Consider the following 24,611-nt stretch of genomic DNA (forward strand, 5'->3'; position numbering starts at 1 on the left):
TCACTATTAGCTCGTAGATTGTATTAAGGCATTCATTTCACGAACCGCATCCTTTATGCCAACAAACAAAGCCCTAGCAATGATACTATGCCCTATATTGAGTTCGTTAATACCGGGTATGGCCGCTATCGCATGCGTATTATGATAGTGCAAACCGTGCCCTGCATTAACAATCAGGCCATGAGACAAGGCCAAGTTCAAACCACTACGAATCCTTCCTAACTCTGCTTGCAATTCAAGCGGATCCTTACACTCGGCATAATGCCCTGTGTGAATCTCAATGGCTTGAGCACCGCAACGAACAGCCGCTTCAATTTGCGCAGGCTCAGGATCGATAAACAGAGAAACTTCTGAACCAATCTCACTCAAGCGAGCGCAGGCATCCTTAATACGATCTTCCTGCGCAATGACATCCAAGCCACCCTCAGTAGTCAGTTCCTCTCTTTTCTCAGGCACCAAACAACAATGTTCAGGCTTAACCTTCTCGGCAAGCCCTAGCATATTTTCGGTTACTGCCATTTCAAGATTCATTCGAGTTTGCAAGGTTTCCTTCATCACCAGTACATCTCGCTCTTGAATATGGCGTCGATCTTCACGCGGATGAATTGTAATACCATCTGCTCCAGCCTCTTCAGCCAGTAAAGCAGCTTGAACAGGGTCAGGGTAACGTGTGCCACGAGCCTCTCTCAAGGTTGCCACGTGATCAACGTTCACGCCTAATAAAACTCTGCCATTAGGATTTTCCATCAAATTTACCCCTTAAACTTTATCGGACGAAATAACTCTCGACTTTTTATCACCTGACCACCCAAAGCATCATCAACCAGATAGCGCATCAACTGCTTGGCCTTTAAGTACTCTTCCTTTTGCCAGGTAGAGCCATTAACAATATCTAAAGTACTGATAAGCGATATTGCTTTTCCACTTATAATAAACACACTTCCTAAGTTAGAGCTGGCCTTACCAACTCCTTCAAAACCTTGCTGTGAAAGAAACTTATATCCCTGATCCTTCTGAATCTTGTGACCATAAATATCATGTTCAAAATCAGGCAGTAATCCTAGCTCACTCAGTAAAAGGTATTCAAATTTTCGCAAACAGCGCTGCAAGTCTTGCCCTTCAGCTAGCTGATCCAAACAATCTACATAGTTTGAGAACACTCCCAGGCTTGGCTCATTGTCCGGTACTAGCTTCAGAACCAATTCATTAAGGTAGTAAGCACTAAAAAGATAGTTTGCGCGAAGCTTATAGGGCTGGCTTGGAACATCGACGGATCGAAGTGTTTTGATTGAAGAGCGGCCACTCCAAGAGAGCAAAAGAGCCTGAAAGGGTTGAAGCAAGGCTGACCAAGCACTTCCTTTTCGCAAGGCCCCTTTTGCGATCAAAGTAAGCCGTCCGAAATTAAGTGAAAACACATCAACTAAAAGACTGGACTCCTGATAAGGGCGCCGGTTCAAAACATAAACCGCTTGCTGCTCCTCAATCATACTCATGCACTGACCGCCCCCTATTTAAAGGAGCCTTACTCGTCTCGATAACCCAAACTCTTTAAAGCCCTTTCATCATCAGACCAACCACTTTTGACCTTAACCCATAGGTTTAACATCACCTTGGTATCAAACAAGCGCTCCATTTCTTTACGAGCATCACGGCCAATGATTTTTATTTGTTCACCCTTGTCACCAATAACGATTTTCTTTTGACCACTGCGCTCTACAAGTATTAGCGCGCTAATATGCAGCACGTGCTTAACCTGTTTAAACTCTTCAATCTCTACAGTCACCGCATAAGGTAGCTCTTCCCCCAGCTGTCGCATGATCTTCTCACGCACAAGCTCAGCAGCCAGAAAGCGCTGACTTCTGTCAGTCACTTGATCTTCAGGATAGTAATGAATACTGTTTGGAAGGAAGCTATCAATTAGTTTTTCAAGAGAATCAACATTATGTCCATGCTTGGCAGAAACTGGAATAATTTCGTTGAACGAATGCTTCTCAGCCAAAACTTGAATGTGCGGTAACAAAGCACCTTTTTCTTTTGCCTGATCAACTTTATTTAACACGAGAATTACAGGCGCTTTTGCAGCTTGGATTTTTTCAAGCACGAAGCTATCTTCCTCTGTCCACTTGGTTCGATCAACCAAAAAGACAATAACATCAACATGCTTAAGCGAATCTGACGCCGCTTTATTCATATATCGATTAATCGCTTTATGTTCTTTCAGGTGCAAACCAGGTGTATCAACATAAACGACTTGCGCTTCGCCTTCGGTTTTGATCCCTAAAATCTGGTGACGCGTGGTCTGAGGCTTCTTTGAGGTAATACTAATCTTTTGACCCAATATACGATTTAGCAACGTTGATTTGCCGACATTAGGGCGCCCAACAATGGCGACATAGCCACAACGGGTATTCGGGTTATTAAAACTTTCCAAGTCGAATTCAGTCATGATAATACTCCAGGGTTATGACTTTTCTTCCAGAATAGCCAGCGCTTGCTTTGCTGATTTTTGCTCAGCTATTCGTCGACTAGGGCCTTCACTATTTGTTCTGATACTCATTGATGCAACCTCACACTCGACAAAGAAAGTCTGATCATGAGCTTCACCTGTGACCTTAATAACTTCATATTTCGGGAGGTCTTTCTTTATAGATTGCAGATATTCTTGTAGGCGGGTTTTAGGGTCTTTTTCGGTATTATCTAAAGACAAGTTAGCGAAACGCGGCTCATACCACGATAAAACAACTTCTCGGCAAGTTGAATGATCGCTGTCTAAATAGATAGCACCAATGACGGCTTCCAGAGCATCAGCAATAATCGACTCCCGCCTAAAGCCACCACTCTTCAGCTCACCGCCCCCTAAGTTCAAATAGTCGCCTAGCTTAAATTCTTTACCAATCTCTGCCAGCGTTACCCCTTTTACCAACAAAGAGCGCAAACGGCTTAGCTGACCTTCTTTTGCAGACGAGAAGTGTTGAAACAGATATTCAGCAATAACAAAGCTAAGTATGGCATCCCCTAAATACTCCAGGCGTTCATTGTTCGCACCTTTAAAGCTACGATGCGTTAACGCTAAATCTAGCAGGCTTTGATCTTTGAACGCATAACCAATTTTTCGTTCAAGCGCACTCAAGCGATTTTGTTTCATAGGGACTAATTTTTCCAAACTTTGCTCAAGCCTTTTCCAAAAAAGACGGTGATAAATAACTCTAAACTAAAACTTTTTCTCTATAGACTCTTCGAAGGAGACCACTGCATCTATGTTGCTATAAATCGGAATGCGAACTTCATACTCTACCGAGATATAAACACTTTCATCTGTAACTTCAGCATAGAAGCCTTCCTTAACATCAAAGGTACGGACATTGTTAGTTAACAAGCGGGTTTGGAAGTTTGTTTCCAGCTCACCAGCAGACATCCCTTCTAAATCAACTTCTTTATCATAAGATTCGAGTACAGATGCAATTTGCCAATGCTCATAAAACGCGGGGTAAAGCTTGAAAGCAATTGTTAAAATAATCGCAGCCATACCCAAAAAAAGCAGGACCACTGGCATCGAAGCACCCTTTTGCCGAGAATCAGTACGCATGTATAACCTCATCGTTAATCTATTTGAATCGTTGCGCTGCCAAGAAGCAGGACATTTATAATAGTATTGTTCAATATACGGATATTGCCTACTCGCTAAACAAAAGTCTTAAACTTTATTCGATAGCACCAACACGCGAAAAACTAGGTATGGAGAAGAACTTTGGCCAATGCATCCATATCGCAAAGGCTTTTCCGACAACCAGGTGGTCAGGAACAACGCCCCAAAAGCGGCTATCATTACTGTTATCCCGGTTATCTCCAACCATAAAATACGAGCCCTCAGGAATCTCCCAGTAACCTTCAGCACCTCTATTTAGCTGCGCTTTATGCTCATACAGCTTATGCTTAACCGAGCCTAAAGTCTCTTCAAACAGTTTGCGCCCAGGTAAATTCGCTAACAGTTTCTCTTCGACAAGCTCACCGTTGATCCATAACTGCTTGTCTTTATATTCAATTTTGTCACCAGGGACACCGATAACTCGCTTAATATAATTGGTCTTTCCATCTTTAGGGTATTTAAAGACCATTACATCACCGCGCTGCGGATCATCCATTTCAATGACTTTAGTTCCCACCACGGGAAGGCGAAAACCATAGGCATACTTATTTACCAGAATAAAGTCGCCAACTTCCAGGCTTGGTAACATTGAACCAGAAGGAATTTGGAAAGGCTCAACAAGAAAGGAACGCAAAACTAAAACGATTGCCAGTACCGGAAAAAAAGACCTAGAAACTTCTACTAACCAAGGGCCTTCAGAAATTTCTTCTTCGCTAGCTGCACTAGATGAATTATCTTTAGCCGCATCTCTTTTTGGTTTCCAGAGTATTGCATCGGCAAGGTATATCAAACCCGTCGCGAAAGTCAGTACAACCAATATCAGGGGAAAATCTATATCCATACTCTTCTCTTATCTACTTGATGCTCAAGCCAACGACGTCGAAAGCAATGTATTAATTATCAATCTTCAAAACTGCCATGAAAGCTTCTTGCGGGATCTCTACACTCCCAACCTGCTTCATTCGTTTTTTACCTTCTTTCTGCTTCTGTAGAAGCTTCTTCTTACGACTTACGTCACCACCGTAGCATTTTGCTGTTACGTTTTTACGTAAGGCTTTTACAGTTTGCCGAGCAACAATTTGACCACCAATCGCGGCTTGAATAGCAACATCAAACATTTGACGAGGAATTAGCTCCTTCATCTTCTCGGTAAGTAAACGTCCCTTTGAGTGGGCATTATCTTTATGAATAATTAGCGCCAATGCGTCAACTTTGTCACCGTTTATTAGAACGTCCAGTTTGGTCAAATTAGACGTTTCAAACCGTACAAAGTGATAATCTAGCGACGCGAAGCCCCGACTGACTGATTTGATACGGTCAAAGAAGTCGAGTACCACTTCATTCATTGGTAAATCATATTTGAGAGAGACCTGCCCTCCCAGAAATTGCATATCCTTCTGAATGCCTCGTTTCTCAACACAAAGACTAATTACATTCCCCAAATGCTCTTGTGGTACGAGAATATTTGCCTCTACGATTGGCTCTCTCATCTCCTCTACTGCACCGGGGTCTGGTAGACGAGACGGGTTATCTACTTTAATAACCTCACCATTACGCATCACTAGTTCGTAAATAACTGTTGGCGCAGTGGTCAATAAATCTAAGTTATATTCTCGTTCGAGTCTCTCCTGGATAATCTCCATATGGAGCATACCCAAGAAACCACAGCGGAACCCGAAGCCAAGCGCATCGGAGGTCTCAGGTTCATAATGTAAAGAAGCGTCATTTAAGGTGAGTTTTTCCAAGGCATCGCGAAACGACTCATAGTCATCAGAACTAACTGGAAACAAAGCGGCATAGACCTGTGGCTGGACTTTCTTAAAGCCTGGCAACTGCTCTACTTCAGGAGTTTTAGCATGGGTGATGGTATCACCAACTGGCGCGCCATGAATGTCTTTAATACCCGCAACAACAAAACCAACTTCACCTGCTCTAAGAATGCCGGTCTCATGACGCTTCGGTGTAAACACTCCCGCAGCATCAATTTGGTGGGTTTTGCCCGTTGACTTGATTAAGATTTTATCGCCTTTACGCAAGGTGCCTTCTTTAACTCGTACGAGAGATACAACACCCAAGTAATTATCAAACCAGGAATCAATAATAAGCGCCTGAAGGTCAGCATCAACATCACCCTCTGGAGGTGGAACCACTTCGATTAGAGCTTCAAGAACATCTTCAACTCCCATGCCACTTTTAGCACTACAGGGAACCGCTCCCGACGCATCGATTCCGATAATATCCTCAATCTCTTGGGTTACTCGCTCAGGATCGGCCTGTGGCAAATCCATTTTATTTAGTACAGGAAGTACCTCCAAGCCCATTTCGATGGAGGTATAACAATTTGCCACCGACTGAGCCTCGACCCCCTGACCAGCATCGACAACCAATAACGCACCCTCACAGGCAGCGAGAGAACGTGACACTTCATACGAAAAGTCTACGTGCCCCGGAGTATCGATGAAGTTTAGCTGATAGGTTTCGCCATCTTTTGCCTTATAATCGAGTGTGACACTCTGGGCCTTGATCGTAATACCACGTTCTCGCTCGATATCCATGGAATCGAGTACCTGAGCTTCCATCTCACGGGACGACAGCCCGCCACAATCCTGAATAAAACGATCAGCCAAGGTCGACTTACCGTGGTCAATATGGGCAATTATTGAGAAATTACGAATATGTTTAAGACTACTCACTGGATTATTTTACTCTAAGGTTGATATCTAAATTGAGCACTCGGAATAAGTGGCAACCAAACCGCGCATTCTAAAGGATTTCAGCTAACTTGGCGATATTTGTTTGATAAGTTGCGGGCTTCTTGAAATGTTTAAAGGAAAACGGAGAATGGCTACCGGACGTTAAAGGCTTCAACATAAGGTGCCAATAGGTCCTGCCCCTTAAACTGACCATTAAGTACCGAAATAAAGGTATAGACGCCTACCAGCTTTCGATTCAGGAACACAAATTCTTTTGGCGGAATTTTAAAGTAACGACTAATTGCCGAAACAGCAGCTCGCTTGGCAATACGTGAAGGCAAATCACTATCGCGCCAACGATACTCTCCCTGCTCATTAAAAGATTCAGAACCCGCAGCAGACTGGTCTTTCGCTAAAGGCTCCAGCACTGCAATACAAACCCCGGCAAACTCTTCCAGGATTTTTCGCGGCCAGTCTGCTTGCATAAACTTTAACGCAATCCCACCACGAATAACACCTTCCAGGTCAGCTTCATAAGCAGCTGAAATCATTTGACATACAGGGTTAATAAATTGCTGTGGATACTTTTGCACAGCGCCAAAATCCAGTAACACTATTCTATCTTTGCCACTCTCTTCACCAATTCGTATTCGATAATTACCGAAATTTGGATCAGTTTGAATCTCGTGCCAGACGAACAACTCTTGCAGAAACAGCGCCAAAGATGATTTAGCCAGATTATTACGACGCGCCTGAGACAACTCAGCAACACGCTCGCTAGAAACATTTTCACCCTCTTCGTAGCTTGTAGCCATAACATTTTCGCAGGAGAACTGAAAATACACTTTTGGAACAATGAATCGAGGATCATCTTGAAGCATTTGAGAGAAGCGGGCTGTCGTTTCAGCTTCTAGGTGGTAATCTACCTCCCGATGCATCATCACTCTAACCTCTTCCAACCAATCGTTAAACGCTGGTCCTGCAGTAACCACCCTCGCCAAGCGAAGTATTTGTGCGACAGCATCCAGATCGGCATCAATTGCCTGAGCAACTCCCGGGTACTGAACCTTCAAGCAAATGACTTCACCTGTTTCGATTATTTTTGCACGATGAACCTGTCCTAGCGAAGCTGTGCCTATTGGCTCTTCTTCAACTTCAAGCTTATCCATATTCGCTGCGCCAAGGTGCTCGAACAAAACACCTCGAATGACAGGCCATTCCAGCGCAGTAGTATTTTCTTCAAGAGTATGGAGAGCTTCGGTAACTTCAGGTGGCAGAAAGTGTTCGCCATAAAGCGCCATGACCTGCCCGATTTTAACCACACTCCCCTTCAGCATTCCTAACTCACGAACAAGAAAGTGAGCTTGATCCGAAAGTGCCTTTTTGCGCTTTTCAGCTCTAGCCTCTTTGCCGGAAAATAAAGAGGTAGTCATATGACCAGCCATCCGCGTACCGGCCAGTAAGCCTGCTTTAGTCAGACTCAAACGACGCTCAAAGCTACCCGTTTTGATAGCTGAAACTGTTTTATTACTTTGAGTATTAGAGTCTTTCTTGGACTTTGACATAAGCTACACTTTTGGCAGAGATTCGCCCTTCGCTTGTTTATCTGCATGATAAGAAGAGCGGACCATTGGGCCACTAGCAACATGTTTGAATCCAAGCTCTTTGGCAAGCACCGCTAAATCATCAAACTCTTGTGGCGTGACAAAACGCTCTAAAGCCAGGTGATCTTTACTCGGCTGCAAATACTGCCCCAGGGTTAACATATCAACATCATGCGCACGAAGGTCACGCATCACTTGCTCGACCTCCTCAATCGTTTCACCAATTCCTAACATCAAACCCGACTTGGTTAGTACATTGGGAGCCAAAGCCTTATAAGACTTGAGCAAATCCAAAGACCATTGATAATCAGAACCAGGACGAACCTTTTTATAAAGAGAAGGAACTGTTTCAAGGTTATGGTTGAACACATCTGGCGGTGTTTGCTTTAGGATATCGAGCGCAACTTCCATACGGCCACGAAAGTCTGGCACTAATATCTCAATTTCAATATCGCTGCTACGTTCTCTGATTTCGTTTACACAATCAGCAAAGTGCTGAGCACCACCATCACGCAAATCGTCACGATCTACGGAGGTAATCACAACATAACGCAAAGCCATATCTGCAATTGCAATCGCTAACTCACGAGGTTCGTTTTCAGCAAGTGGCTTGGGACGACCGTGAGCAACATCGCAAAACGGACATCGTCGAGTACATATATCCCCCATTATCATGAAGGTAGCGGTGCCGCCGCCGAAGCACTCTCCCAAATTCGGGCAAGAAGCCTCTTCACAAACACTATGTAGTTTATGCTTACGTAGCTTACCCTTTATCTCATCAATCTTTGGGGTTGCCGGAACCCGAACGCGAATCCAGTCTGGCTTTCGTGGCATTTTTTCAGTAGGAATGACTTTAACGGGTATTCTGGCGACCTTCTCGGCGCCACGAAGCTTTTCACCCTGCACAGCTCGCTTAATCGTCTTAGCACTACTGCCTGTCTTCGCGTCGGCACTACCCTTGGGAGAATCTGTCATAACTACCTTCTACTAAATTTAATTTTGAGCAATTAACTGTCTTTATATTCCATAACAATATCGTCATAGGAAAAAGACTTTCGCAGCTCATTAACCAAGCAACCTGCCGCTCTCTCAACAGCAACATCTTCTTGGAAATCACACAGCTGAACCATTTTGAGATCTTGATAGCCACAAGGGTTAATACGCCCAAAAGGCTCAAGGTTCATATCGATATTGAGACTCAAACCATGAAACGAACGCCCATGCCTGATACGCAAGCCCAGTGAAGCAATTTTATCTTCTCCCACATAAACACCGGGAGCATCTTTTTTAGGTGCAGCCTGAATACCGTATAAGGCCAACATATTGACCAAAGCCTGCTCTATTCTAGAAACAAGGTCTCGAGCACCAATTCCCATACGGTTTATATCGAGCATAAGATAAATTACAAGTTGTCCCGGGCCATGATAGGTAACCTGACCACCCCGGTCGACAGGTACAACAGGAATATCTCCTGGCGCTAGAATATGCTCTTCTTTTCCGGCCTGCCCTTGCGTGAAAACAGGCTCATGCTGCAGCACCCATATTTCATCTTCGGTCTGCTCGTCGCGCTGGTCGGTAAATTCCTGCATTGCTCGCCAGACTTTTTCATAAGGCTGGAGACCGTGTAACATTTTTACTTGTAAATGCTGGCCAAACGCTGGGCCATTTGAGTTTTGAGCTTTCTCTGTCATCGCTATCGCCCTCAGATCAACATGCCAGACTAGATAACCATTTTTATATGGCCAGTCGCCATCAAGGCTTCATGTATCGCTTTTAACTGAGCTTCGCCAGTCGCGTATATATGAAAACGCACCGAGACGAAGGTTCCCTTGCTGCTTTCATTCAAGGTAACCCGATTCTCATCCAGGTCTGGAGCATGAACCTTAACGGTTTCAATCACCAAAGCTTTCAAATCAATATTATTAGAACCAATTGCTTTAATCGGATAATCACAAGGAAACTCTATTTTAACTTCATCTTCAGATGAAGAAGCTGATAGACCTTTAGCTGAAGAGTTACTCAGTATCACAGGTTTCTTTATCATCACACTACCTCCAACCAAGAACTAATTTTCATTAAGAAAACAAACCAATGAAAAACAACTTAATCATATCCAACAGGCGTTTAAAGAAGCCACCCTCGGGCACGGGCTCCAAAGCTACTAAAGCTTCATCAACAATTACTTTACCGTCAAGAGACACAAGTAAGCGGCCGTATTCTTGTCCCACGGCAACAGGCGCTTCAATTACATTATCTACTTTAAGCTCTGCTTTAAGGTCATCTTTTTGACCCCGAGGAATCGTTACTATTACGTCTTCGGCTAAGCCCAACTGGAAAGAATCCAAAGCACCCTTCCAAACCTGGCTATCTGTCAGTACTTCACCAGCCTTGTACAGTTCGTGCGTCTGATAATATCTAAAGCCATAGTTTAACAACTTCTGTGTCTCTTTAGCTCTGGCATTTTCACTATTCGTACCCATGACAACACTAATCAAGCGCATACCATTGCGCTTAGCTGACGCGACAAGGCAATAACCTGCTTCTTCAGTATGTCCGGTCTTTAAGCCATCGACTGACTTATCACGCCACAACAAGCGATTGCGGTTTGGCTGCCTTATATTGTTATAGGTGAAGTATTTTTCAGAATACAAAGGGTACTGATCAGGAAAGTCATTAATGATCGCAAGAGCCAGCTTTGCCAAATCAGAGGCTGATGAATAATGCCCTTCAGCAGGCAAGCCTGTAGCGTTCATAAAGTTGGAGTTTGTCATGCCCAGTAGTTGAGCTTGCTGATTCATGATATCGGCAAATGCATCTTCGCTACCAGCAACATACTCAGATAGCGCAATACTTGCGTCATTGCCTGACTGAATAATTACGCCTTTGAGCAGCTCTTCAAGCAAAACTTTTGAGCCTTCCTTGATGAACATTTTTGACCCGCCAGTGCGCCAAGCCTTAACGCTCACTGGAACCTCGTCATATAAATTGATATTACCTTGAGCTACTTCGCTTTCGACGATGTATGCGGTCATCATCTTAGTCAAGCTGGCGGGTGGCAACTGAACGTAGCTTTCATGCTCTACGATTACTTCGCCACTCGTGGCATCCATTAAAATATAAGAGCTAGCTGAAACCTGTGGCGGAGAAGGAATAAGAGCTGGCTTAGCAAATGCGTCGGCAACATGGAATCCGAGAAGTAACAACAAAGAATAAAGTGGTAACACCTTACCTAGTGATCTGAACATCATTAAAAACCCGATTTTGATTTATATGAACGAAGTGACATATATTGAAGAAAGCAAGTCTAACCGAATTCAGCAATCGATTCATCCATAAGCGAAGACCAATAAGCCAATCTGTATTAAAATTAACGCTTCAGCTAATACAGACTTCTAACGAACAAGAAGAGGTATAAACGAAATGAAGGAACTCAAAAACGGCTCTGTTGACAGCGCACAAACAGTTAAAGCAGGCTGTGGAATTCGCTACGACCCTGAACAGCTAGACGGAGATTGCGGCTTCGATTTTTCACAAGCTGAAAACATGAAGCCTGAGAAAGAAGCCCATATACCTAAGAGCCCGGAGCCAACACAGGACGACTAATCACAACAGGTGCACCAACCTCACTGTCGGATAAATGAGCCTTTAACTTTTCTGCAGCGCTCATGTCATCAACTGGTCCAACTCTGACACGATAGATATTAGCCCCTTCAGCCTTCCCTACAAACGCAGAGTGAGCCAAGCCCATTCTCTGTAGACGCTGGAGAAGGTTATTAGCCGAAGCCTGATTAGATAGCGCCGCCACTTGAACAAAATAGGCTAAGCGGTCTTTGCTTTCTTTTACCCCCGAAGCCTCCTCACCACTCACTGTTGGTTTTGGTACAACGATTGATTCTAGTAAAAGCCTGGCAGTTCCTTTGTTGTGGTAATCCAGCTTCTTGGCTGCGGCATAAGATAGATCTAATATTCTACCTTCATGAAATGGCCCACGGTCATTAACTCTAACCACAACCGACCTTTGATTTTCGAGATTTGTCACCTTCAAATAGGCAGGAAGAGGCAAGGTCTTATGCGCTGCCGACATGGCATACATATTATAAATCTCACCATTTGAAGTCAGCTCACCATGAAACTTCAAGCCGTACCAAGAGCCAATCCCCTCCTCGCGATACTCCTTAATCGAATCGAGCAGGTGATACTCCTTTCCTCGCACAGTATAAGGAGAGTAATTGCCTTTTGGGCTGATTGGCTCCCATTTAGGGATTGCATCTGGCACCTTGGATACATCGAACTCTCCAGTAGGCCCGACATCATGCTTCATGCTGTAGCGAGAACTACTACAAGCCAGCAAAAGCAGGGCCAGGCAACACAAGAGAATGCAACGCAAACTACTCAACACCTTAGTTCATTCCTAGCTTTAGAGCCTCGGAAAGCTGGTAAACTGCCATCGCATATAAATGACTATGGTTATAGCGAGTAATCACGTAAAAATTCCTCAAGGTTAACCAATACTCTTCACCGGTAGCCCCTTGAAGTATCTGAAGTTTCGCAGGCATATTCTTATCCAAACCAGCAGGAAGACGCAAACCGTGTGCCTCAAAATCAGCTACCATATGCGACGGCTTGAGCTTCTTATGAACAAGCTCTTGATAACCCTCTCCTAAGTCTGACTTTTCTAGCTGAAAAGCGACTGGCTGCCCCTCGGACCATTTATGCATCTTAAAATAGTTAGCAACACTTCCCACCGCATCGGTAGCGTTATTAAGAATGTCCGCAACCTTATCGCCATCGAAATCAACTGCGTAGTGACGATAGCTACTTGGGATAAACTGGCCGTAACCCATCGCACCCGCATATGAGCCTTTCAAGTCTAAGGCTGCAAAGCCCTGCTCTTTAGACAGAAGAAATACTTGCTCTAACTCTTTTGTGAAAAACTTTGAACGAGGCGGATAGTCAAAAGCTAAAGTTGAAAGTGCATCCACCACACGATAACTCCCCTTGTTACGGCCGTAGCGAGTTTCAACACCTATTATGGCAGCAATAACATGAACCGGAACACCGTACTTTTCCTGAGCCCGGTTTAGGCTCTCTCGGTTTTCTTCAATGAAGGCTAAACCTTTCTTAATTCGATCATCGGTAAGAAATATCTTTCGATAACCCTTCCATTCGAGGCGCTTCTCTGCAGGTCGAGCAATTGCTTTCAGAATACTATCTTTCTTTTCTGCCTGAGAAAATATTTCAGCTAACTTTGCACTTTCAAAGCCGTGCTTACTAACCATCATATCAATAAAGCTTTTAGCTTTTTCGTGCTCAATATAGTTCGCATTTGCCGAAGAAACCGACAACAGCATCAGGCAAGCTGAGATTACAAAAAACAATTTATTTCCTGAACGCATACATAATCCTTTTATTGTTCGCAATTCGCTTAGCGCGACAGCATCTTTCTATGAGTATGAATTGACATCAGTACACCAAATGCCGCCATTAGAGTTACCGCAGAGGTGCCGCCATAACTTACCAACGGAAGTGGCACACCCACAACAGGTAAGATACCACTTACCATACCGATATTTACAAAAACATATACAAAAAATGTCATGACCAGACTGCCCGCCAATAGACGACCATATGAATCCTGAGCCTTAAGCGCTATGAACAGCCCCCTGAATATAATCAGTAAATATAGAAGCAACAACCCCAAGACGCCAACAAAACCAAACTCTTCTGCACAGACTGCAATAATAAAATCGGTATGACTTTCAGGTAAAAAATTCAGTTGAGACTGAGTACCTTCAAGCCACCCCTTCCCCCAGGTGCCGCCAGAGCCAATCGCCGTTTTCGATTGAATAATATTCCAACCTGAGCCTAGCGGATCACTTTCTGGGTCGAGAAAAGTTAGGACACGTTGTTTTTGGTAATCTCGCATCACAAACATCCACATAAGCGGCGCAAAAGATGCGAGTAAAACAGCAAAGCCCCCGACTAGCCTCCAGCTCAAACCCGCAAACATTAATACAAAAACACCCGAGGCGGCAATTAAGATTGAAGTCCCCAAATCCGGCTGCTTAACAATGAGCAATACCGGAATAAAAACGAGCACCAATGATCCCATGACAGCCTTAAAGCTTGGAGGTAAATAACGCGCAGCCAAAAACCATGCAACCATCATCGGCACCACCAACTTCATAAACTCAGAGGGCTGAAAACGCGGTAAACCTGGTAGCTGTAACCATCGCTGTGCACCTTTAGCACCCGTTCCAAAGAAAATAACCCCTATCAACGCTGCGACACCAATAACATATAGCCATGGAGACCAACGCCGGTAGACATTGGGATCTAGCTGAGCAAAAACAAACATCACAACAAATGCAATACCGAAGCGTGTCGCCTGTTTTTCGACATACACCATATCTTGACCACCTGCGCTATATAAAATAGCCAGACCAACGGCACACAACAATAGAAGCAAGCCCAACATGATCGGGTCTAGGTGCAAGCGAAACAGAAGACCACCACTATTGCGCAAGTGACTTTCTGCCCCGGGCATCTGCCTTAGAAACTCTCTACTCATTTGATTCGCGACTCAAATATCAAAACGACTATTCCTTTGGAGTATCTGGATTAGAGGAAGCTATATGCCCGAGAGAAATCAACCACTCATCAAACATGGCCCTAGCAACTGGCGCAGCAGCACTACTTCCTCCTCCCCCATTTTCAACAATCACCGCCACGGCAATTTGGGGCTCATCCAACGGCGCAAAACCAACAAATAAAGCGTGATCTCGATGTCTCTCGATCAAGGCTTCAGCATCATATTTTTCGCCCTGAGCAATACCTACTACCTGAGCTGTTCCGGTTTTTCCCGCCATTTTATAACTAGCATTGCGACCACTACCGCGAGCCGTCCCATGACGGCCATGCATCACATCAGCCATCGACTCAATAATATAATCAAGGTCTTCCGGCCTGCTAAGATCAAGGTCAGGCATTTCAACCTCACGACGGCGAGCAGAATATTCGCTTTCTCCCTTTCTTAGGGAAATCGACCTCAATAGAGTTGGTGCAACCCAGCGTCCCCGGTTTGCCAAAAATGCTGTAGCCGTTGCCAACTGCAATGGCGTTGCAAGCATAAAACCTTGACCAATCCCTAGGTTCAGTGAGTCACCTGGATACCAAGAGCGACCTTTTAGGGCCTTCTTCCACTCACGAGTTGGTAAAATCCCGGATCTTGCTTCAGAAATATCCAAAGCAGTATTACTCCCAAAACCGAAATAGCCTAAATACTTAGACATCTGATCAACACCCATTTTAAACGCGAGATCGTAAAAATAGGTATCGCATGACTGAGCAATAGCAGATCTTAAATTTATACGCCCATGCCCTTCCCGCTTCCAGTCGCGATATATCCGCTCATCATTTTGTAATTGATAACGTCCCTCATCCCAAATGCTAAACTCTCGCGTGGTCGTATTGGTATCAAGACCGCCTAAACCGACCATAGGCTTAATCGTAGAGCCAGGTGGATACTGCCCTTTTAATGCCCTGTTAAATAAAGGAAGATCCAAAGAATCTCTTAGCTCGCCATAAGACTTGTAATCAATCCCCGTAACAAAAGCATTTGGATCAAAGCTCGGCGTACTAACCATTGCCAGTATGCCGCCGGTTTCAGGCTCTATTGCGACCACGGCTCCCCTATTTGAGCCAAGTAGCTCCACTGCCCGGTTTTGCAGCTGTGCATCCAAATGTAGAGTAAGATTTCTACCTGGCACCGGATCACTTCTATCCAACACCCGCAAAACCCTGTTACTGGCGTTTGTTTCTACGGTTTGAAAGCCAACCTGACCATGCAATTCTGACTCATAAAATTTTTCAACTCCAAGCTTGCCGATATAGTTAGTCGCCGAGTAGTTTTGCTCATCGACCTTTTTTAGCTCTTTTTCATTTATTCTTCCGACATAACCGATCGAATGCGCAGTATCTTTCGCCATCGGGTAGTGTCTAGCGAGCTCGGCAAGTACCTTCACTCCCTTCAGTTCATGCCTGCGCACCTCGAGCATCGCAATTTCTTTCTCGGTCAACTTACTTTTTAGAATAACAGGGTGAAATGGTCTTCTGGCCCGTTTTAAACGTTTTTTAAAGCGCCTCACATGATCATCAGAAATTGATATGACTTGGGCAATCGAAGCAATACTTTCATCAATGGAGGCGCTGTCTTCTGGTGTAATCGCGACACTGAAAATTGGCCGATTGTCAGCTAGCAAAATACCGTTTCGGTCATAAATCAAACCACGGTTTGGTGCAATCGATTGCAACTGCATGCGATTCTTATCGGATAAAGTTTGAAAATGCGTATGATTAGTAATCTGCAGGTAGTACATGCGGAAGATCAATCCGCCCGTCAAACTCAAGACAAAGATTGACGCCACAATCGTGCGAAAAGCATAAATTCGCTTCTCTCGATTCGAGTCCTTAAGGCGACGATCAGACTTCAAACCCAACTCCCCTGAAATAGATCGAATACACTGCAAACACTCTTTTTAATCATGAACGGTGATAAGGGTGATTCTGCGTAACCGTCCAAGCCCTATATAGCTGCTCAGCAAGCACAACACGAACAATGGGATGAGGTAATGTTAATGCAGAGAGAGACCACTGCTGATCAGCACGAGCTCGACATTCATTGCTTAAGCCGTCCGGCCCACCAATAAGAATAACTAGATTTTTGCCACTCATTTGCCAGTTTTCAAGGTTAGAGGCTAACTTCTCCGTACTCCAGTTAACACCTTTAACCTCAAGCGCAACAACATGATCCTGACTATTAATTTGAGCGAGTATAGCCGCACTCTCTTTTTGAATAGCGCGCTTGATATCGGCATTCTTACTACGATTCCCCAAGGGAATCTCGATAAACTCTAAAGGAAGGTCTTTAGGAAGGCGCTTAACATATTCGTTTGCGCCTTCCGTCACCCACTTCGGCATTTTAGTACCAACAGCAAGTATTTTTATTTTCATCGCTATCGCAATTCACAAACAGTGCAGAGATTGAATTATGCTTATTACATAAGCCAAAGGAAAAACTAAAGAAAAGGCTATAGTTAATGCTCAGTCATTGAGGCACTGGCATCCGGGCCATCACGCCAAAAGCCTTCCAGGTCATAAAATGTGCGTGAAGCGGGAAGCATCACATGAACGACAACCTCGCCCAGATCAACCAAAACCCAGTCACTGCCATCAGCACCTTCAATACCTAAAGGCCGTCCGCCTTTATCTTTTACTTCGGAAACCAAATTTTCTGCAAGAGACTTAACGTGTCTGCTCGAAGTCCCTGAAGCGATCACCATATAGTCTGTGACGCTAGTTTTATCTTTAACATCCAGCACACAGATATTATCAGCTTTAAGATCCTCTAAAGCCTCGACCACTACAGTTTTCAATTCTTCAGTTTGCATACGTTCTTTGTGTTCCCCATTTGGTTAATTTTGCCTGCTCTGAAACAGCGTTTCAAAACAGCAACTCACTCTCGATAAAGCGCATTATCACAGATATAGTCTTCAACCGCACCTATCACAAGGTAACGAATGCTTTTATTTTTCCTGACCGCTTCACGAATGGCAGTGCTAGAGATATCTAACTGCGTCAAATCAAGCATCAAAGCTAAGCCGCCCGGCTGCTCATGCAAGTAATTGGCAGACATAACCCATTCAAAGCCAAGTTGCTCCAGACATTGCTTTATATCGCCTTCAAGTTCACCCGGGCGCTTTACAACAACAATATGCGTCTGCTTTGATAGCTGCTCTGCCTGACGCCAGGTTCTTAAACCTCGCGCAGCATCAGTCCCCATGACGATACTCAAGGCCTGATCACCAAGCTCTTGACGCATCTCGCGAACTGATTCAATGGTATAACTTGGACAACCCCGCCGAATCTCTCGCTCATCAACATTCAAACACGAGTCATGAGCTGTCGCCAGCTTCAACATTTCAAGGCGAGAGTCAGCACTTGCCGACACACTATCCTTATGCACAGCCTGGTAACAAGGCATCAAGTCGACACTGTTGACACCCAGTTCCGAGACAAGCTCGGTGGCCATGCGCAAATGACCAACATGAACCGGGTCGAAAGTACCACCGAAAACAACTTTCACGAAGTTAGACTTCTCATAAGGAATCTAATTAATGCAGGCCTCACTGACGGATATGCCCATCGCCCAGCACCACAAATTTTTCCGAAGTTAAGCCATGCAGACCAACCGGCCCACGCGCGTGAATCTTATCGGTTGAAATGCCGATTTCTGCACCCAAACCATATTCAAAGCCATCAGCAAATCGCGTTGAGGCATTGATCATTACCGAGCTGGAATCGACACTCGCTAGGAATTGACGACCTTTTGTATAGTTCTCGGTAACAATTGAGTCAGTATGGTGCGAACCGAACTCATTGATGTGCGCAATGGCTTCCTGCATACCCTCTACCACCTTAATAGATAATACCGGCGCAAGATATTCTGTCTGCCAATCTTCCAGCGTCGCATCCTTCGCAGCAAAACCCGCATTATTCAAGATTGTGCAAGTTTGCTCACAGCCACGTAGCTCAACCTCTTTTTCTGCATATAAAACTGCTAACTGGGGCAGAACCTCTTCAGCGACAGGCGCATCAACCAAAAGCGTTTCCATCGTATTGCAAGTGCCATAACGATGCGTTTTTGCATTCAATGAAATTGCCTTCGCCTTTTCAATATCCGCATCACGGTCGATAAACACGTGACATATACCGTCCAAGTGCTTAATTACTGTCACCTTAGCGTCTCGACTGATTCTCTCGATCAGACCTTTTCCGCCACGAGGCACGATCACATCGACATATTCTGGCATGGTGATCATTTCACCCACTGCCGCGCGATCTGTCGTTTCAATCACCTGAACAGCCGTTTCAGGCAAGCCAGCTTCAGACAAACCTATTGCGATACAGCTCGCGATGGCCTTGTTTGAATGAATAGCTTCTGAACCGCCACGAAGAATCGTTGCATTACCCGATTTAATACACAGGCTCGCCGCTTCAACCGTTACATTTGGTCTAGACTCATAGATAATCCCAATCACACCAAGCGGCACACGCATCTTGCCAACCTGAATACCGGAAGGCATATACTTGAGATCGTTAATAATTCCAACAGGATCATCAAGCCCTGCTACTTGCTGCAAGCCTTCAATCATGCCATCTATACGCGCTGGCGTAAGCTCCAAACGATCAAGCATCGCATCATCCAAACCATTTTCACGCCCAGCCTCAAGATCCTTTTTATTCTCTTGAATCAACATATCACGCTTGGCATTCAAAGCATCAGCGGTTGCTAATAGAGCTTTGTTTTTTAATCCGGTACTGACTGAAGTCATCTGGCTAGCAGCTTGACGAGCTGCCTCACCCACTTTGACCATATAGGCTTTAACGTCCATCTTCTTCTCTTGGCTTAATTATCAAAAACGCGATTATAGCGTGTTCCTACTGCCGCTCCTAGTACTAGCAATGTAGCACCCCAAAAAGAGCCGCCAAACAGCGATAAACTAAACACAAGACATCCGTATTTCTTACTGATATCGAGACATCTTAAATAGAACATTATATTCTAAACATCTGATCTTTTAGCATAAGTGAGAATATAAGCGCACTCCACCACCACTCACTAAAGCACCACATCCCTTATTATTTAGCGACAAGCCTGTTATAATTCCGCACCCTTTTGTTAGGTAGCAGCCTATAGAAATAGCAGCTATCCACTTAAACACGATTTTTTCGTTTATTGACCTCTGGTAAGAGTTACATATATGTCGCAATACAATTTGACTCATTTAAAGCAATTGGAAGCTGAAAGCATCCACATCATTCGAGAAGTAGCCGCTGAATTTGATAATCCGGTAATGCTCTATTCTGTCGGTAAAGATTCCGCTGTTATGCTGCACTTGGCTCGCAAAGCTTTTGCACCAGGTAAGCCACCTTTCCCTCTAATGCATGTTGACACTACCTGGAAATTCCAGGAAATGATCAAGTTTCGTGACGAGACCGTTAAAAAGTATGGCTTCGATCTGATCGTGCATATCAACCAGGAAGGCGTTGATCAAGGCATCGGACCTTTTACTCACGGTAGTGCCAAGCACACCGACGTAATGAAAACCCAAGGTCTTAAACAAGCACTGGACAAATATCAGTTTGACGCAGCCTTCGGTGGCGCACGACGTGACGAAGAAAAGTCTCGCGCTAAAGAACGTGTTTACTCTTTCCGTGATGAAAACCACCGCTGGGACCCAAAGAATCAGCGCCCTGAATTATGGAATACTTATAACGGTAAGATTAATAAAGGTGAAAGCATTCGTGTATTCCCTTTATCTAACTGGACAGAACTTGATATCTGGCAGTACATCCACCTGGAAAACATCGATATCGTTCCACTTTATTTCTCAGCGAAGCGACCTGTTGTTGAACGTGACGGCGTCATGATCATGGTTGATGATGAACGTATGCCGATTGAAGAAGGTGAAAAGGTAGAGATGAAGTCGGTACGCTTCCGTACGCTTGGTTGCTACCCGCTAACGGGTGCAGTTGAGTCTGAAGCGACAACCTTGCCCGAAATAATTCAGGAAATGCTACTAACCACCTCCTCTGAAAGACAAGGCCGCGTCATTGATCACGACCAGGCAGGCTCAATGGAGCAGAAGAAGCGCGAAGGTTATTTCTAGGCCAGCATATACGTACAAAGCTGATACATAGCAACCAAGATTATTGCCTCACGCTAAGACCCAGCGCGAGGCAGCAAATAAAGAGATAGTTTACATGTCACACCAGTCAGATCTTATCAGTGAAGATATTAACGAATATCTGAAGCAACACGAACAAAAAGAACTACTACGTCTTCTTACTTGTGGTAGCGTTGACGACGGCAAGAGCACACTTATTGGCCGACTACTTCATGACTCTCAAATGATTTATGAAGATCAACTTGAAGCAATTAAGAAAGACAGCGTTAAGTCCGGCACCAACGAAGGTGAAATCGACCTTGCACTATTAGTTGACGGCCTACAGGCTGAGCGCGAGCAAGGCATCACCATTGATGTTGCTTATCGTTATTTCTCAACTGCTAAACGCAAGTTCATCATCGCCGACACTCCCGGACACGAGCAATATACTCGTAACATGGCAACTGGTGCGTCAACTGCTGACCTGGCAATCATCCTGATCGATGCACGTCACGGTGTATTAACGCAAACCAAACGTCACTCATTTATTGCTTCTTTACTGGGTATTAAGCACGTCATCGTTGCCATCAATAAGATGGATCTGGTTGACTACAGCGAAGAGCGCTTTAATGAAATCAAGAGCGATTACCTTTCATTCTCTGACCAGTTAGATTTGGGCGATATCCAGTTTGCACCACTTTCTGCACTGAAAGGTGTTAACACAATCAGCAATAGCGACAAGACACCTTGGTACAAAGGCAAGCCTCTAATGGAGATGCTTGAGTCAGTCGAAATAGCTAAAGACAAGAATCTGGAAGACTTCCGCCTACCAGTACAATACGTTAACCGCCCTAACCTTAACTTCCGTGGTTTCTGTGGAACGATTGCTTCGGGTATCGTTAAGCCTGGCGATAAAATTACTGCACTTCCTTCGGGTAAAAGCAGTACCGTAAAAGAAGTCGTGACCTTTGAAGGTTCACTGGATGAAGGTTTCGCAGGTCAAGCGGTTACGCTTACCTTGAATGATGAAATCGATATCAGTCGTGGCGATATGATTGTTCAGTCTGACAATCACCCAACGGTAAGTTCTGCGGTAAAAGCACATATCGTTTGGATGTCTGAAGACAAAATTCAGCCAGGCAAGCTTATTGATATTAAACTTGGTTCCAAGCAGGCTTCAGCGTCAATTCAGTCAATTGAGCATTTAATTGACGTTAATACGCTTGAGAAAAAGGATGCCAGCGAACTAGAGCTTAACAGTATTGCATTGTGTACGATCCATGCAAACCAGACACTTGCGTTTGACCCATATGGTGAAAACAAAGCAACGGGCGCCTTCATTATTATCGACCGTCTAACCAACGTAACGGTTGGCGCAGGCATGATCGTTGAAGCCGCTGAAGATACTAGCGCACAGTGGGAACCTGTTAGCGAAGCAGAGCGTGCAGCGCGTTTAGATCACCAGGTAGCCTCGATTATTGCTTGCTCAGGTGAAGCGGGTGATGTACTCGCTCAAGCCGCTGAGCGTAAGCTGTTCAATCAGGGTCGAACTTGCCTGTTGATCACCTCTCACATGGCCGACAACGATGCAGATAAACTCTTGATTGCTAAGGCAGCTAAAGAAGCAGGCTTAATTGCAATTACCTCATTGGAAGGCAGTTCAGATATTGCAGATACCGTACTATCAGCAACATCTGACGTAGATATTCCTGAACAGGTAAAAGGGCTTAGCTAAATTTGATTCACTGAGATACTCATCTCAGTAAGCCTAACCCAAAGACAGGGGCTACGATTTACTTCGTAGCCCCTTATTTCATTGGACACAGAGAGAACTCAATCCATGGCTATTACTTCGCTAGTTTTTCATAAGATTACTCGCTGGCAAGAAGATCAACCTTCAGAAATTCAACTCTGTGAGCAGGCACCTGACGTCACTGCAGATCATGAAGGACTCTTCAGTCAACTTAAAAAAGTCTTTCAATTCAAAGCAGGTAAATTCCACGGTCAATTTGATGAAGACTATAGTAGTGCCCCCTATCAAAACTGGTTGAAAGAGCAACTGGATGGAAAAATCAGCTTCGAGAAGCTAAGCCTTCTCTACATGAATCAACTCAAAGACCTAGTGGATAAAACCAGCGAGAGCTTTGAAGCCACTATCCTTACGGTTCATGAGGAACGTGCAGATGGCCCTCGAGTCTATATCTTTGCGCTGGAAACAAATTCCGGCCTACTCCTAGACTCTGGGCTTAATCTCGATACCGTGGACTACCTCAACACAAATAAAATGGATCTTGCCCTGCGCATCGACCTTGATGACTGGCTTTCAGAAAGCGAAAGTACTGACCCATACCTTTGCTTGGTCCGCGCACGCTCAAAAGCCAAAATAGGTGAAGCATTCACTCAGTCAATCGGTTTCAAGAGCTCTATCGACAGCGCAAAAGAAACTGAAACGCTAATGGAAGTATTAGCAGGCTACACCAAAGAAACCGAACCCAAGCAAGCTGCTCAGCTTCATCAAAAAGCCTATGACTTTTGCGTTGAACAGCAGCAGCTAGGTGAAGCAGTGCCGATTAATGAGCTATCGGGCTTCCTTGATGAAAATGAACCCACCCGCTTTGCTCAATTCGCAGAACAAGAAGCGCAACTAGACACCAGCCAAACCCTGCGCCCAGACACTCGTAAGCTAAAGCATTTGGTCAGAATCTCTGGCAAGGGCAATGGTTTAAGCCTGTCCTTTTCATCAGACCTTATGCAGCAAACAATCTTGTTTGATGAGCAGTCAAATACGCTCACTATTACAGAAATCCCCAAGAGCCTGAAAAAACAGATTCTTGAACACATTAAGGACAAGCAAGAAAACTAGTTCTTAACACTAAACCAAGGCGCCGGATTTACGTTCCGGTCATGCTGATAGGAAATAACATGTCTACCACACCAAACGAGCAAACTTACGTTGTTTGCGCATTATATAAATTTGTCACACTCGAAAATTACAAAGAGATTCAAACCCCTCTTCTTGAATTGATGAAGAGCATCGACGTACGAGGCACCCTACTACTTGCAGAAGAAGGCATCAACGGCACCGTTGCTGGCTCTAGAGCGGGCATAGACAAACTTCTTGAGTGGTTAAAGTCAGACCCACGTTTGAGCGATCTTAGCTATAAGGAGTCTTTCACCCAAGAAGCTCCGTTTGCCCGAACCAAGGTAAAACTGAAAAAAGAAATCGTCACCATGGGCGTTGAAGGCATAAACCCTAAGGAAGTAGTTGGCACCTATGTAAAGCCAAAGGACTGGAACGCACTCATCTCTGACCCTGAAGTTCTACTAGTCGATACGCGAAATGATTATGAGGTCGAAATTGGCACCTTCCAACATGCCTTGAACCCTCGAACCGAAAGCTTTAGAGAGTTCCCTCAGTACGTTGCAGAAAACCTGGATAAGGCAAAGCACAAAAAAGTCGCGATGTTTTGTACGGGCGGTATTCGTTGTGAAAAATCGACAGCTTACCTGAAAGAACAAGGTTTTGAAGACGTTTATCACCTTGAAGGCGGCATCCTTAAATACTTAGAAGAAGTTCCAGCTGAAGAGACCATGTGGGAAGGCGAATGCTTTGTCTTTGATGAACGCGTAGCAGTCAATCACCAACTGGAGAAAGGTCGTTACGATCAATGTAATGCATGTCGTCTTCCAATTACAGAAGAAGATAAATCTAGCGAGCTTTATGTTGAGGGCGTTAGCTGCCCAAGGTGTCACGACATGCACACCGAAGCACAAAAAGCCCGCTTCGCTGAACGACAGAAGCAAATAGAACTCGCTAAGCTGCGCCATGAGAAACACATTGGTGGCGATGTCAGCGAGACGATTGCTCGACGTAAACTTGAAAAGCAAGCAGCAATCAAAGCGCAGCAAGAGAAGTTAAGCAAGTAATACAGTTGGCCTC

At 44.6% G+C, this 24,611-nt stretch carries 25 protein-coding genes; 5 read left to right on the forward strand and 20 right to left on the reverse strand.

Annotated features, from left to right (window positions below; genetic code table 11):
• Positions 1–6: 6 nt before the first annotated feature.
• The 12 genes from pdxJ to A3766_RS06750 form a co-directional block, all read right to left on the reverse strand.
• On the reverse strand, positions 7–747 hold the full coding sequence (pdxJ, locus tag A3766_RS06695; protein ID WP_068507886.1) for a pyridoxine 5'-phosphate synthase: 741 nt from the start codon (positions 745–747) through the stop codon (positions 7–9).
• 5 nt (positions 748–752) lie between these two features.
• The gene (recO, locus tag A3766_RS06700; RefSeq protein WP_082880395.1) at positions 753–1,493 is read right to left on the reverse strand and encodes a DNA repair protein RecO; all 741 of its coding nucleotides are present in this window, start codon (positions 1,491–1,493) and stop codon (positions 753–755) included.
• Between the two features lie 29 nt (positions 1,494–1,522).
• Positions 1,523–2,446, reverse strand: coding sequence for a GTPase Era (gene era / locus A3766_RS06705; RefSeq protein ID WP_068507888.1), 924 nt, complete (start codon positions 2,444–2,446; stop codon positions 1,523–1,525).
• 15 nt (positions 2,447–2,461) lie between these two features.
• Positions 2,462–3,145 carry a ribonuclease III gene (rnc, locus tag A3766_RS06710; protein WP_068552847.1) on the reverse strand — a complete coding sequence of 228 codons (684 nt, stop codon included), beginning with the start codon at positions 3,143–3,145 and terminating at the stop codon, positions 2,462–2,464.
• A 66-nt stretch (positions 3,146–3,211) separates the two neighbouring features.
• Positions 3,212–3,586 carry a DUF4845 domain-containing protein gene (locus A3766_RS06715; protein WP_068507892.1) on the reverse strand — a complete coding sequence of 125 codons (375 nt, stop codon included), beginning with the start codon at positions 3,584–3,586 and terminating at the stop codon, positions 3,212–3,214.
• A 115-nt stretch (positions 3,587–3,701) separates the two neighbouring features.
• Complete coding sequence (lepB, locus tag A3766_RS06720) at positions 3,702–4,487, reverse strand: signal peptidase I (protein ID WP_068507894.1); 786 nt, start codon at positions 4,485–4,487, stop codon at positions 3,702–3,704.
• A gap of 52 nt (positions 4,488–4,539) precedes the next feature.
• A complete protein-coding gene (gene lepA, locus A3766_RS06725) occupies positions 4,540–6,339 on the reverse strand; it encodes a translation elongation factor 4 (protein WP_068507897.1) in 1,800 nt (599 codons plus the stop codon).
• 152 nt (positions 6,340–6,491) lie between these two features.
• Entirely contained in the window at positions 6,492–7,904 is a 1,413-nt protein-coding gene (locus A3766_RS06730; RefSeq protein WP_068506914.1) for an AarF/ABC1/UbiB kinase family protein, read from the reverse strand.
• 3 nt (positions 7,905–7,907) lie between these two features.
• Positions 7,908–8,918 (reverse strand): lipoyl synthase, encoded by a 1,011-nt coding sequence (lipA, locus tag A3766_RS06735; protein ID WP_068507899.1) that lies wholly within the window; start codon positions 8,916–8,918, stop codon positions 7,908–7,910.
• A 32-nt stretch (positions 8,919–8,950) separates the two neighbouring features.
• A complete protein-coding gene (lipB, locus tag A3766_RS06740) occupies positions 8,951–9,574 on the reverse strand; it encodes a lipoyl(octanoyl) transferase LipB (RefSeq protein ID WP_231872205.1) in 624 nt (207 codons plus the stop codon).
• Between the two features lie 89 nt (positions 9,575–9,663).
• A complete protein-coding gene (locus A3766_RS06745; RefSeq protein ID WP_082865051.1) occupies positions 9,664–9,987 on the reverse strand; it encodes a YbeD family protein in 324 nt (107 codons plus the stop codon).
• A gap of 31 nt (positions 9,988–10,018) precedes the next feature.
• Positions 10,019–11,191, reverse strand: a complete 1,173-nt coding sequence (locus tag A3766_RS06750) for a D-alanyl-D-alanine carboxypeptidase family protein (RefSeq protein ID WP_068507904.1) — start codon at positions 11,189–11,191, stop codon at positions 10,019–10,021.
• 172 nt (positions 11,192–11,363) lie between these two features.
• Here A3766_RS06750 and A3766_RS06755 point away from each other — a divergent pair, with 172 nt between their 5' ends.
• A complete protein-coding gene (locus tag A3766_RS06755; RefSeq protein ID WP_068507906.1) occupies positions 11,364–11,546 on the forward strand; it encodes a hypothetical protein in 183 nt (60 codons plus the stop codon).
• On the opposite strand, the gene A3766_RS06760 is transcribed toward A3766_RS06755, so the two are convergent.
• From A3766_RS06760 to A3766_RS06795, 8 genes are all read right to left on the reverse strand, one after another.
• Complete coding sequence (locus A3766_RS06760) at positions 11,515–12,264, reverse strand: septal ring lytic transglycosylase RlpA family protein (RefSeq protein ID WP_082865052.1); 750 nt, start codon at positions 12,262–12,264, stop codon at positions 11,515–11,517. The genes A3766_RS06755 and A3766_RS06760 overlap by 32 nt on opposite strands.
• Before the next feature lie 79 nt (positions 12,265–12,343).
• Complete coding sequence (mltB, locus tag A3766_RS06765) at positions 12,344–13,339, reverse strand: lytic murein transglycosylase B (protein WP_068507908.1); 996 nt, start codon at positions 13,337–13,339, stop codon at positions 12,344–12,346.
• Positions 13,340–13,368: 29 nt separating this feature from the next.
• Positions 13,369–14,514, reverse strand: a complete 1,146-nt coding sequence (gene rodA / locus A3766_RS06770; RefSeq protein ID WP_197469920.1) for a rod shape-determining protein RodA — start codon at positions 14,512–14,514, stop codon at positions 13,369–13,371.
• Positions 14,515–14,542: 28 nt separating this feature from the next.
• Positions 14,543–16,435, reverse strand: a complete 1,893-nt coding sequence (mrdA, locus tag A3766_RS06775) for a penicillin-binding protein 2 (protein WP_068641973.1) — start codon at positions 16,433–16,435, stop codon at positions 14,543–14,545.
• Positions 16,436–16,484: 49 nt separating this feature from the next.
• On the reverse strand, positions 16,485–16,955 hold the full coding sequence (gene rlmH, locus A3766_RS06780; protein WP_068507911.1) for a 23S rRNA (pseudouridine(1915)-N(3))-methyltransferase RlmH: 471 nt from the start codon (positions 16,953–16,955) through the stop codon (positions 16,485–16,487).
• Positions 16,956–17,038: 83 nt separating this feature from the next.
• A complete protein-coding gene (rsfS, locus tag A3766_RS06785; RefSeq protein ID WP_068507913.1) occupies positions 17,039–17,392 on the reverse strand; it encodes a ribosome silencing factor in 354 nt (117 codons plus the stop codon).
• Between the two features lie 65 nt (positions 17,393–17,457).
• Entirely contained in the window at positions 17,458–18,087 is a 630-nt protein-coding gene (gene nadD / locus A3766_RS06790) for a nicotinate-nucleotide adenylyltransferase (RefSeq protein WP_197475473.1), read from the reverse strand.
• Between the two features lie 40 nt (positions 18,088–18,127).
• Positions 18,128–19,396 carry a glutamate-5-semialdehyde dehydrogenase gene (locus tag A3766_RS06795; RefSeq protein ID WP_068507915.1) on the reverse strand — a complete coding sequence of 423 codons (1,269 nt, stop codon included), beginning with the start codon at positions 19,394–19,396 and terminating at the stop codon, positions 18,128–18,130.
• Between the two features lie 369 nt (positions 19,397–19,765).
• On the opposite strand from A3766_RS06795, the gene cysD reads away from it, so the two are divergent.
• The 4 genes from cysD to A3766_RS06815 all read left to right on the forward strand — a co-directional run bounded on the left by cysD (position 19,766) and on the right by A3766_RS06815 (position 24,598).
• Positions 19,766–20,674 (forward strand): sulfate adenylyltransferase subunit CysD, encoded by a 909-nt coding sequence (gene cysD / locus A3766_RS06800; protein ID WP_068507917.1) that lies wholly within the window; start codon positions 19,766–19,768, stop codon positions 20,672–20,674.
• Between the two features lie 94 nt (positions 20,675–20,768).
• Positions 20,769–22,406, forward strand: coding sequence for a sulfate adenylyltransferase subunit CysN (gene cysN / locus A3766_RS06805; protein ID WP_068507920.1), 1,638 nt, complete (start codon positions 20,769–20,771; stop codon positions 22,404–22,406).
• A 105-nt stretch (positions 22,407–22,511) separates the two neighbouring features.
• Positions 22,512–23,534, forward strand: a complete 1,023-nt coding sequence (locus A3766_RS06810; RefSeq protein ID WP_068507922.1) for a nucleoid-associated protein — start codon at positions 22,512–22,514, stop codon at positions 23,532–23,534.
• A 59-nt stretch (positions 23,535–23,593) separates the two neighbouring features.
• Positions 23,594–24,598, forward strand: coding sequence for a rhodanese-related sulfurtransferase (locus A3766_RS06815; RefSeq protein WP_068507924.1), 1,005 nt, complete (start codon positions 23,594–23,596; stop codon positions 24,596–24,598).
• The last annotated feature ends 13 nt before the right edge of the window (positions 24,599–24,611 follow it).

It is taken from the genome of Oleiphilus sp. HI0132, from assembly GCF_001635845.1.

What these genes read in the sequence shown, in the direction of transcription:
- A3766_RS06755 (WP_068507906.1), top strand. Translation starts at nt 11,364, where the DNA reads ATGAAGGAACTCAAAAACGGCTCTGTTGACAGCGCACAAACAGTTAAA.
- cysD (WP_068507917.1), top strand. Translation starts at nt 19,766, where the DNA reads ATGTCGCAATACAATTTGACTCATTTAAAGCAATTGGAAGCTGAAAGC.
- era (WP_068507888.1), bottom strand. Translation starts at nt 2,446, where the DNA reads ATGACTGAATTCGACTTGGAAAGTTTTAATAACCCGAATACCCGTTGT.
- cysN (WP_068507920.1), top strand. Translation starts at nt 20,769, where the DNA reads ATGTCACACCAGTCAGATCTTATCAGTGAAGATATTAACGAATATCTG.
- rnc (WP_068552847.1), bottom strand. Translation starts at nt 3,145, where the DNA reads ATGAAACAAAATCGCTTGAGTGCGCTTGAACGAAAAATTGGTTATGCG.
- pdxJ (WP_068507886.1), bottom strand. Translation starts at nt 747, where the DNA reads ATGGAAAATCCTAATGGCAGAGTTTTATTAGGCGTGAACGTTGATCAC.
- A3766_RS06750 (WP_068507904.1), bottom strand. Translation starts at nt 11,191, where the DNA reads ATGATGTTCAGATCACTAGGTAAGGTGTTACCACTTTATTCTTTGTTG.
- lipB (WP_231872205.1), bottom strand. Translation starts at nt 9,574, where the DNA reads ATGTTACACGGTCTCCAGCCTTATGAAAAAGTCTGGCGAGCAATGCAG.
- A3766_RS06795 (WP_068507915.1), bottom strand. Translation starts at nt 19,396, where the DNA reads ATGGACGTTAAAGCCTATATGGTCAAAGTGGGTGAGGCAGCTCGTCAA.
- mltB (WP_068507908.1), bottom strand. Translation starts at nt 13,339, where the DNA reads ATGCGTTCAGGAAATAAATTGTTTTTTGTAATCTCAGCTTGCCTGATG.
- recO (WP_082880395.1), bottom strand. Translation starts at nt 1,493, where the DNA reads ATGAGTATGATTGAGGAGCAGCAAGCGGTTTATGTTTTGAACCGGCGC.
- A3766_RS06715 (WP_068507892.1), bottom strand. Translation starts at nt 3,586, where the DNA reads ATGCGTACTGATTCTCGGCAAAAGGGTGCTTCGATGCCAGTGGTCCTG.
- A3766_RS06760 (WP_082865052.1), bottom strand. Translation starts at nt 12,264, where the DNA reads ATGAAGCATGATGTCGGGCCTACTGGAGAGTTCGATGTATCCAAGGTG.
- lepB (WP_068507894.1), bottom strand. Translation starts at nt 4,487, where the DNA reads ATGGATATAGATTTTCCCCTGATATTGGTTGTACTGACTTTCGCGACG.
- A3766_RS06815 (WP_068507924.1), top strand. Translation starts at nt 23,594, where the DNA reads ATGTCTACCACACCAAACGAGCAAACTTACGTTGTTTGCGCATTATAT.
- A3766_RS06730 (WP_068506914.1), bottom strand. Translation starts at nt 7,904, where the DNA reads ATGTCAAAGTCCAAGAAAGACTCTAATACTCAAAGTAATAAAACAGTT.
- rlmH (WP_068507911.1), bottom strand. Translation starts at nt 16,955, where the DNA reads ATGAAAATAAAAATACTTGCTGTTGGTACTAAAATGCCGAAGTGGGTG.
- rodA (WP_197469920.1), bottom strand. Translation starts at nt 14,514, where the DNA reads ATGAGTAGAGAGTTTCTAAGGCAGATGCCCGGGGCAGAAAGTCACTTG.
- A3766_RS06745 (WP_082865051.1), bottom strand. Translation starts at nt 9,987, where the DNA reads ATGATAAAGAAACCTGTGATACTGAGTAACTCTTCAGCTAAAGGTCTA.
- lipA (WP_068507899.1), bottom strand. Translation starts at nt 8,918, where the DNA reads ATGACAGATTCTCCCAAGGGTAGTGCCGACGCGAAGACAGGCAGTAGT.
- rsfS (WP_068507913.1), bottom strand. Translation starts at nt 17,392, where the DNA reads ATGCAAACTGAAGAATTGAAAACTGTAGTGGTCGAGGCTTTAGAGGAT.
- A3766_RS06810 (WP_068507922.1), top strand. Translation starts at nt 22,512, where the DNA reads ATGGCTATTACTTCGCTAGTTTTTCATAAGATTACTCGCTGGCAAGAA.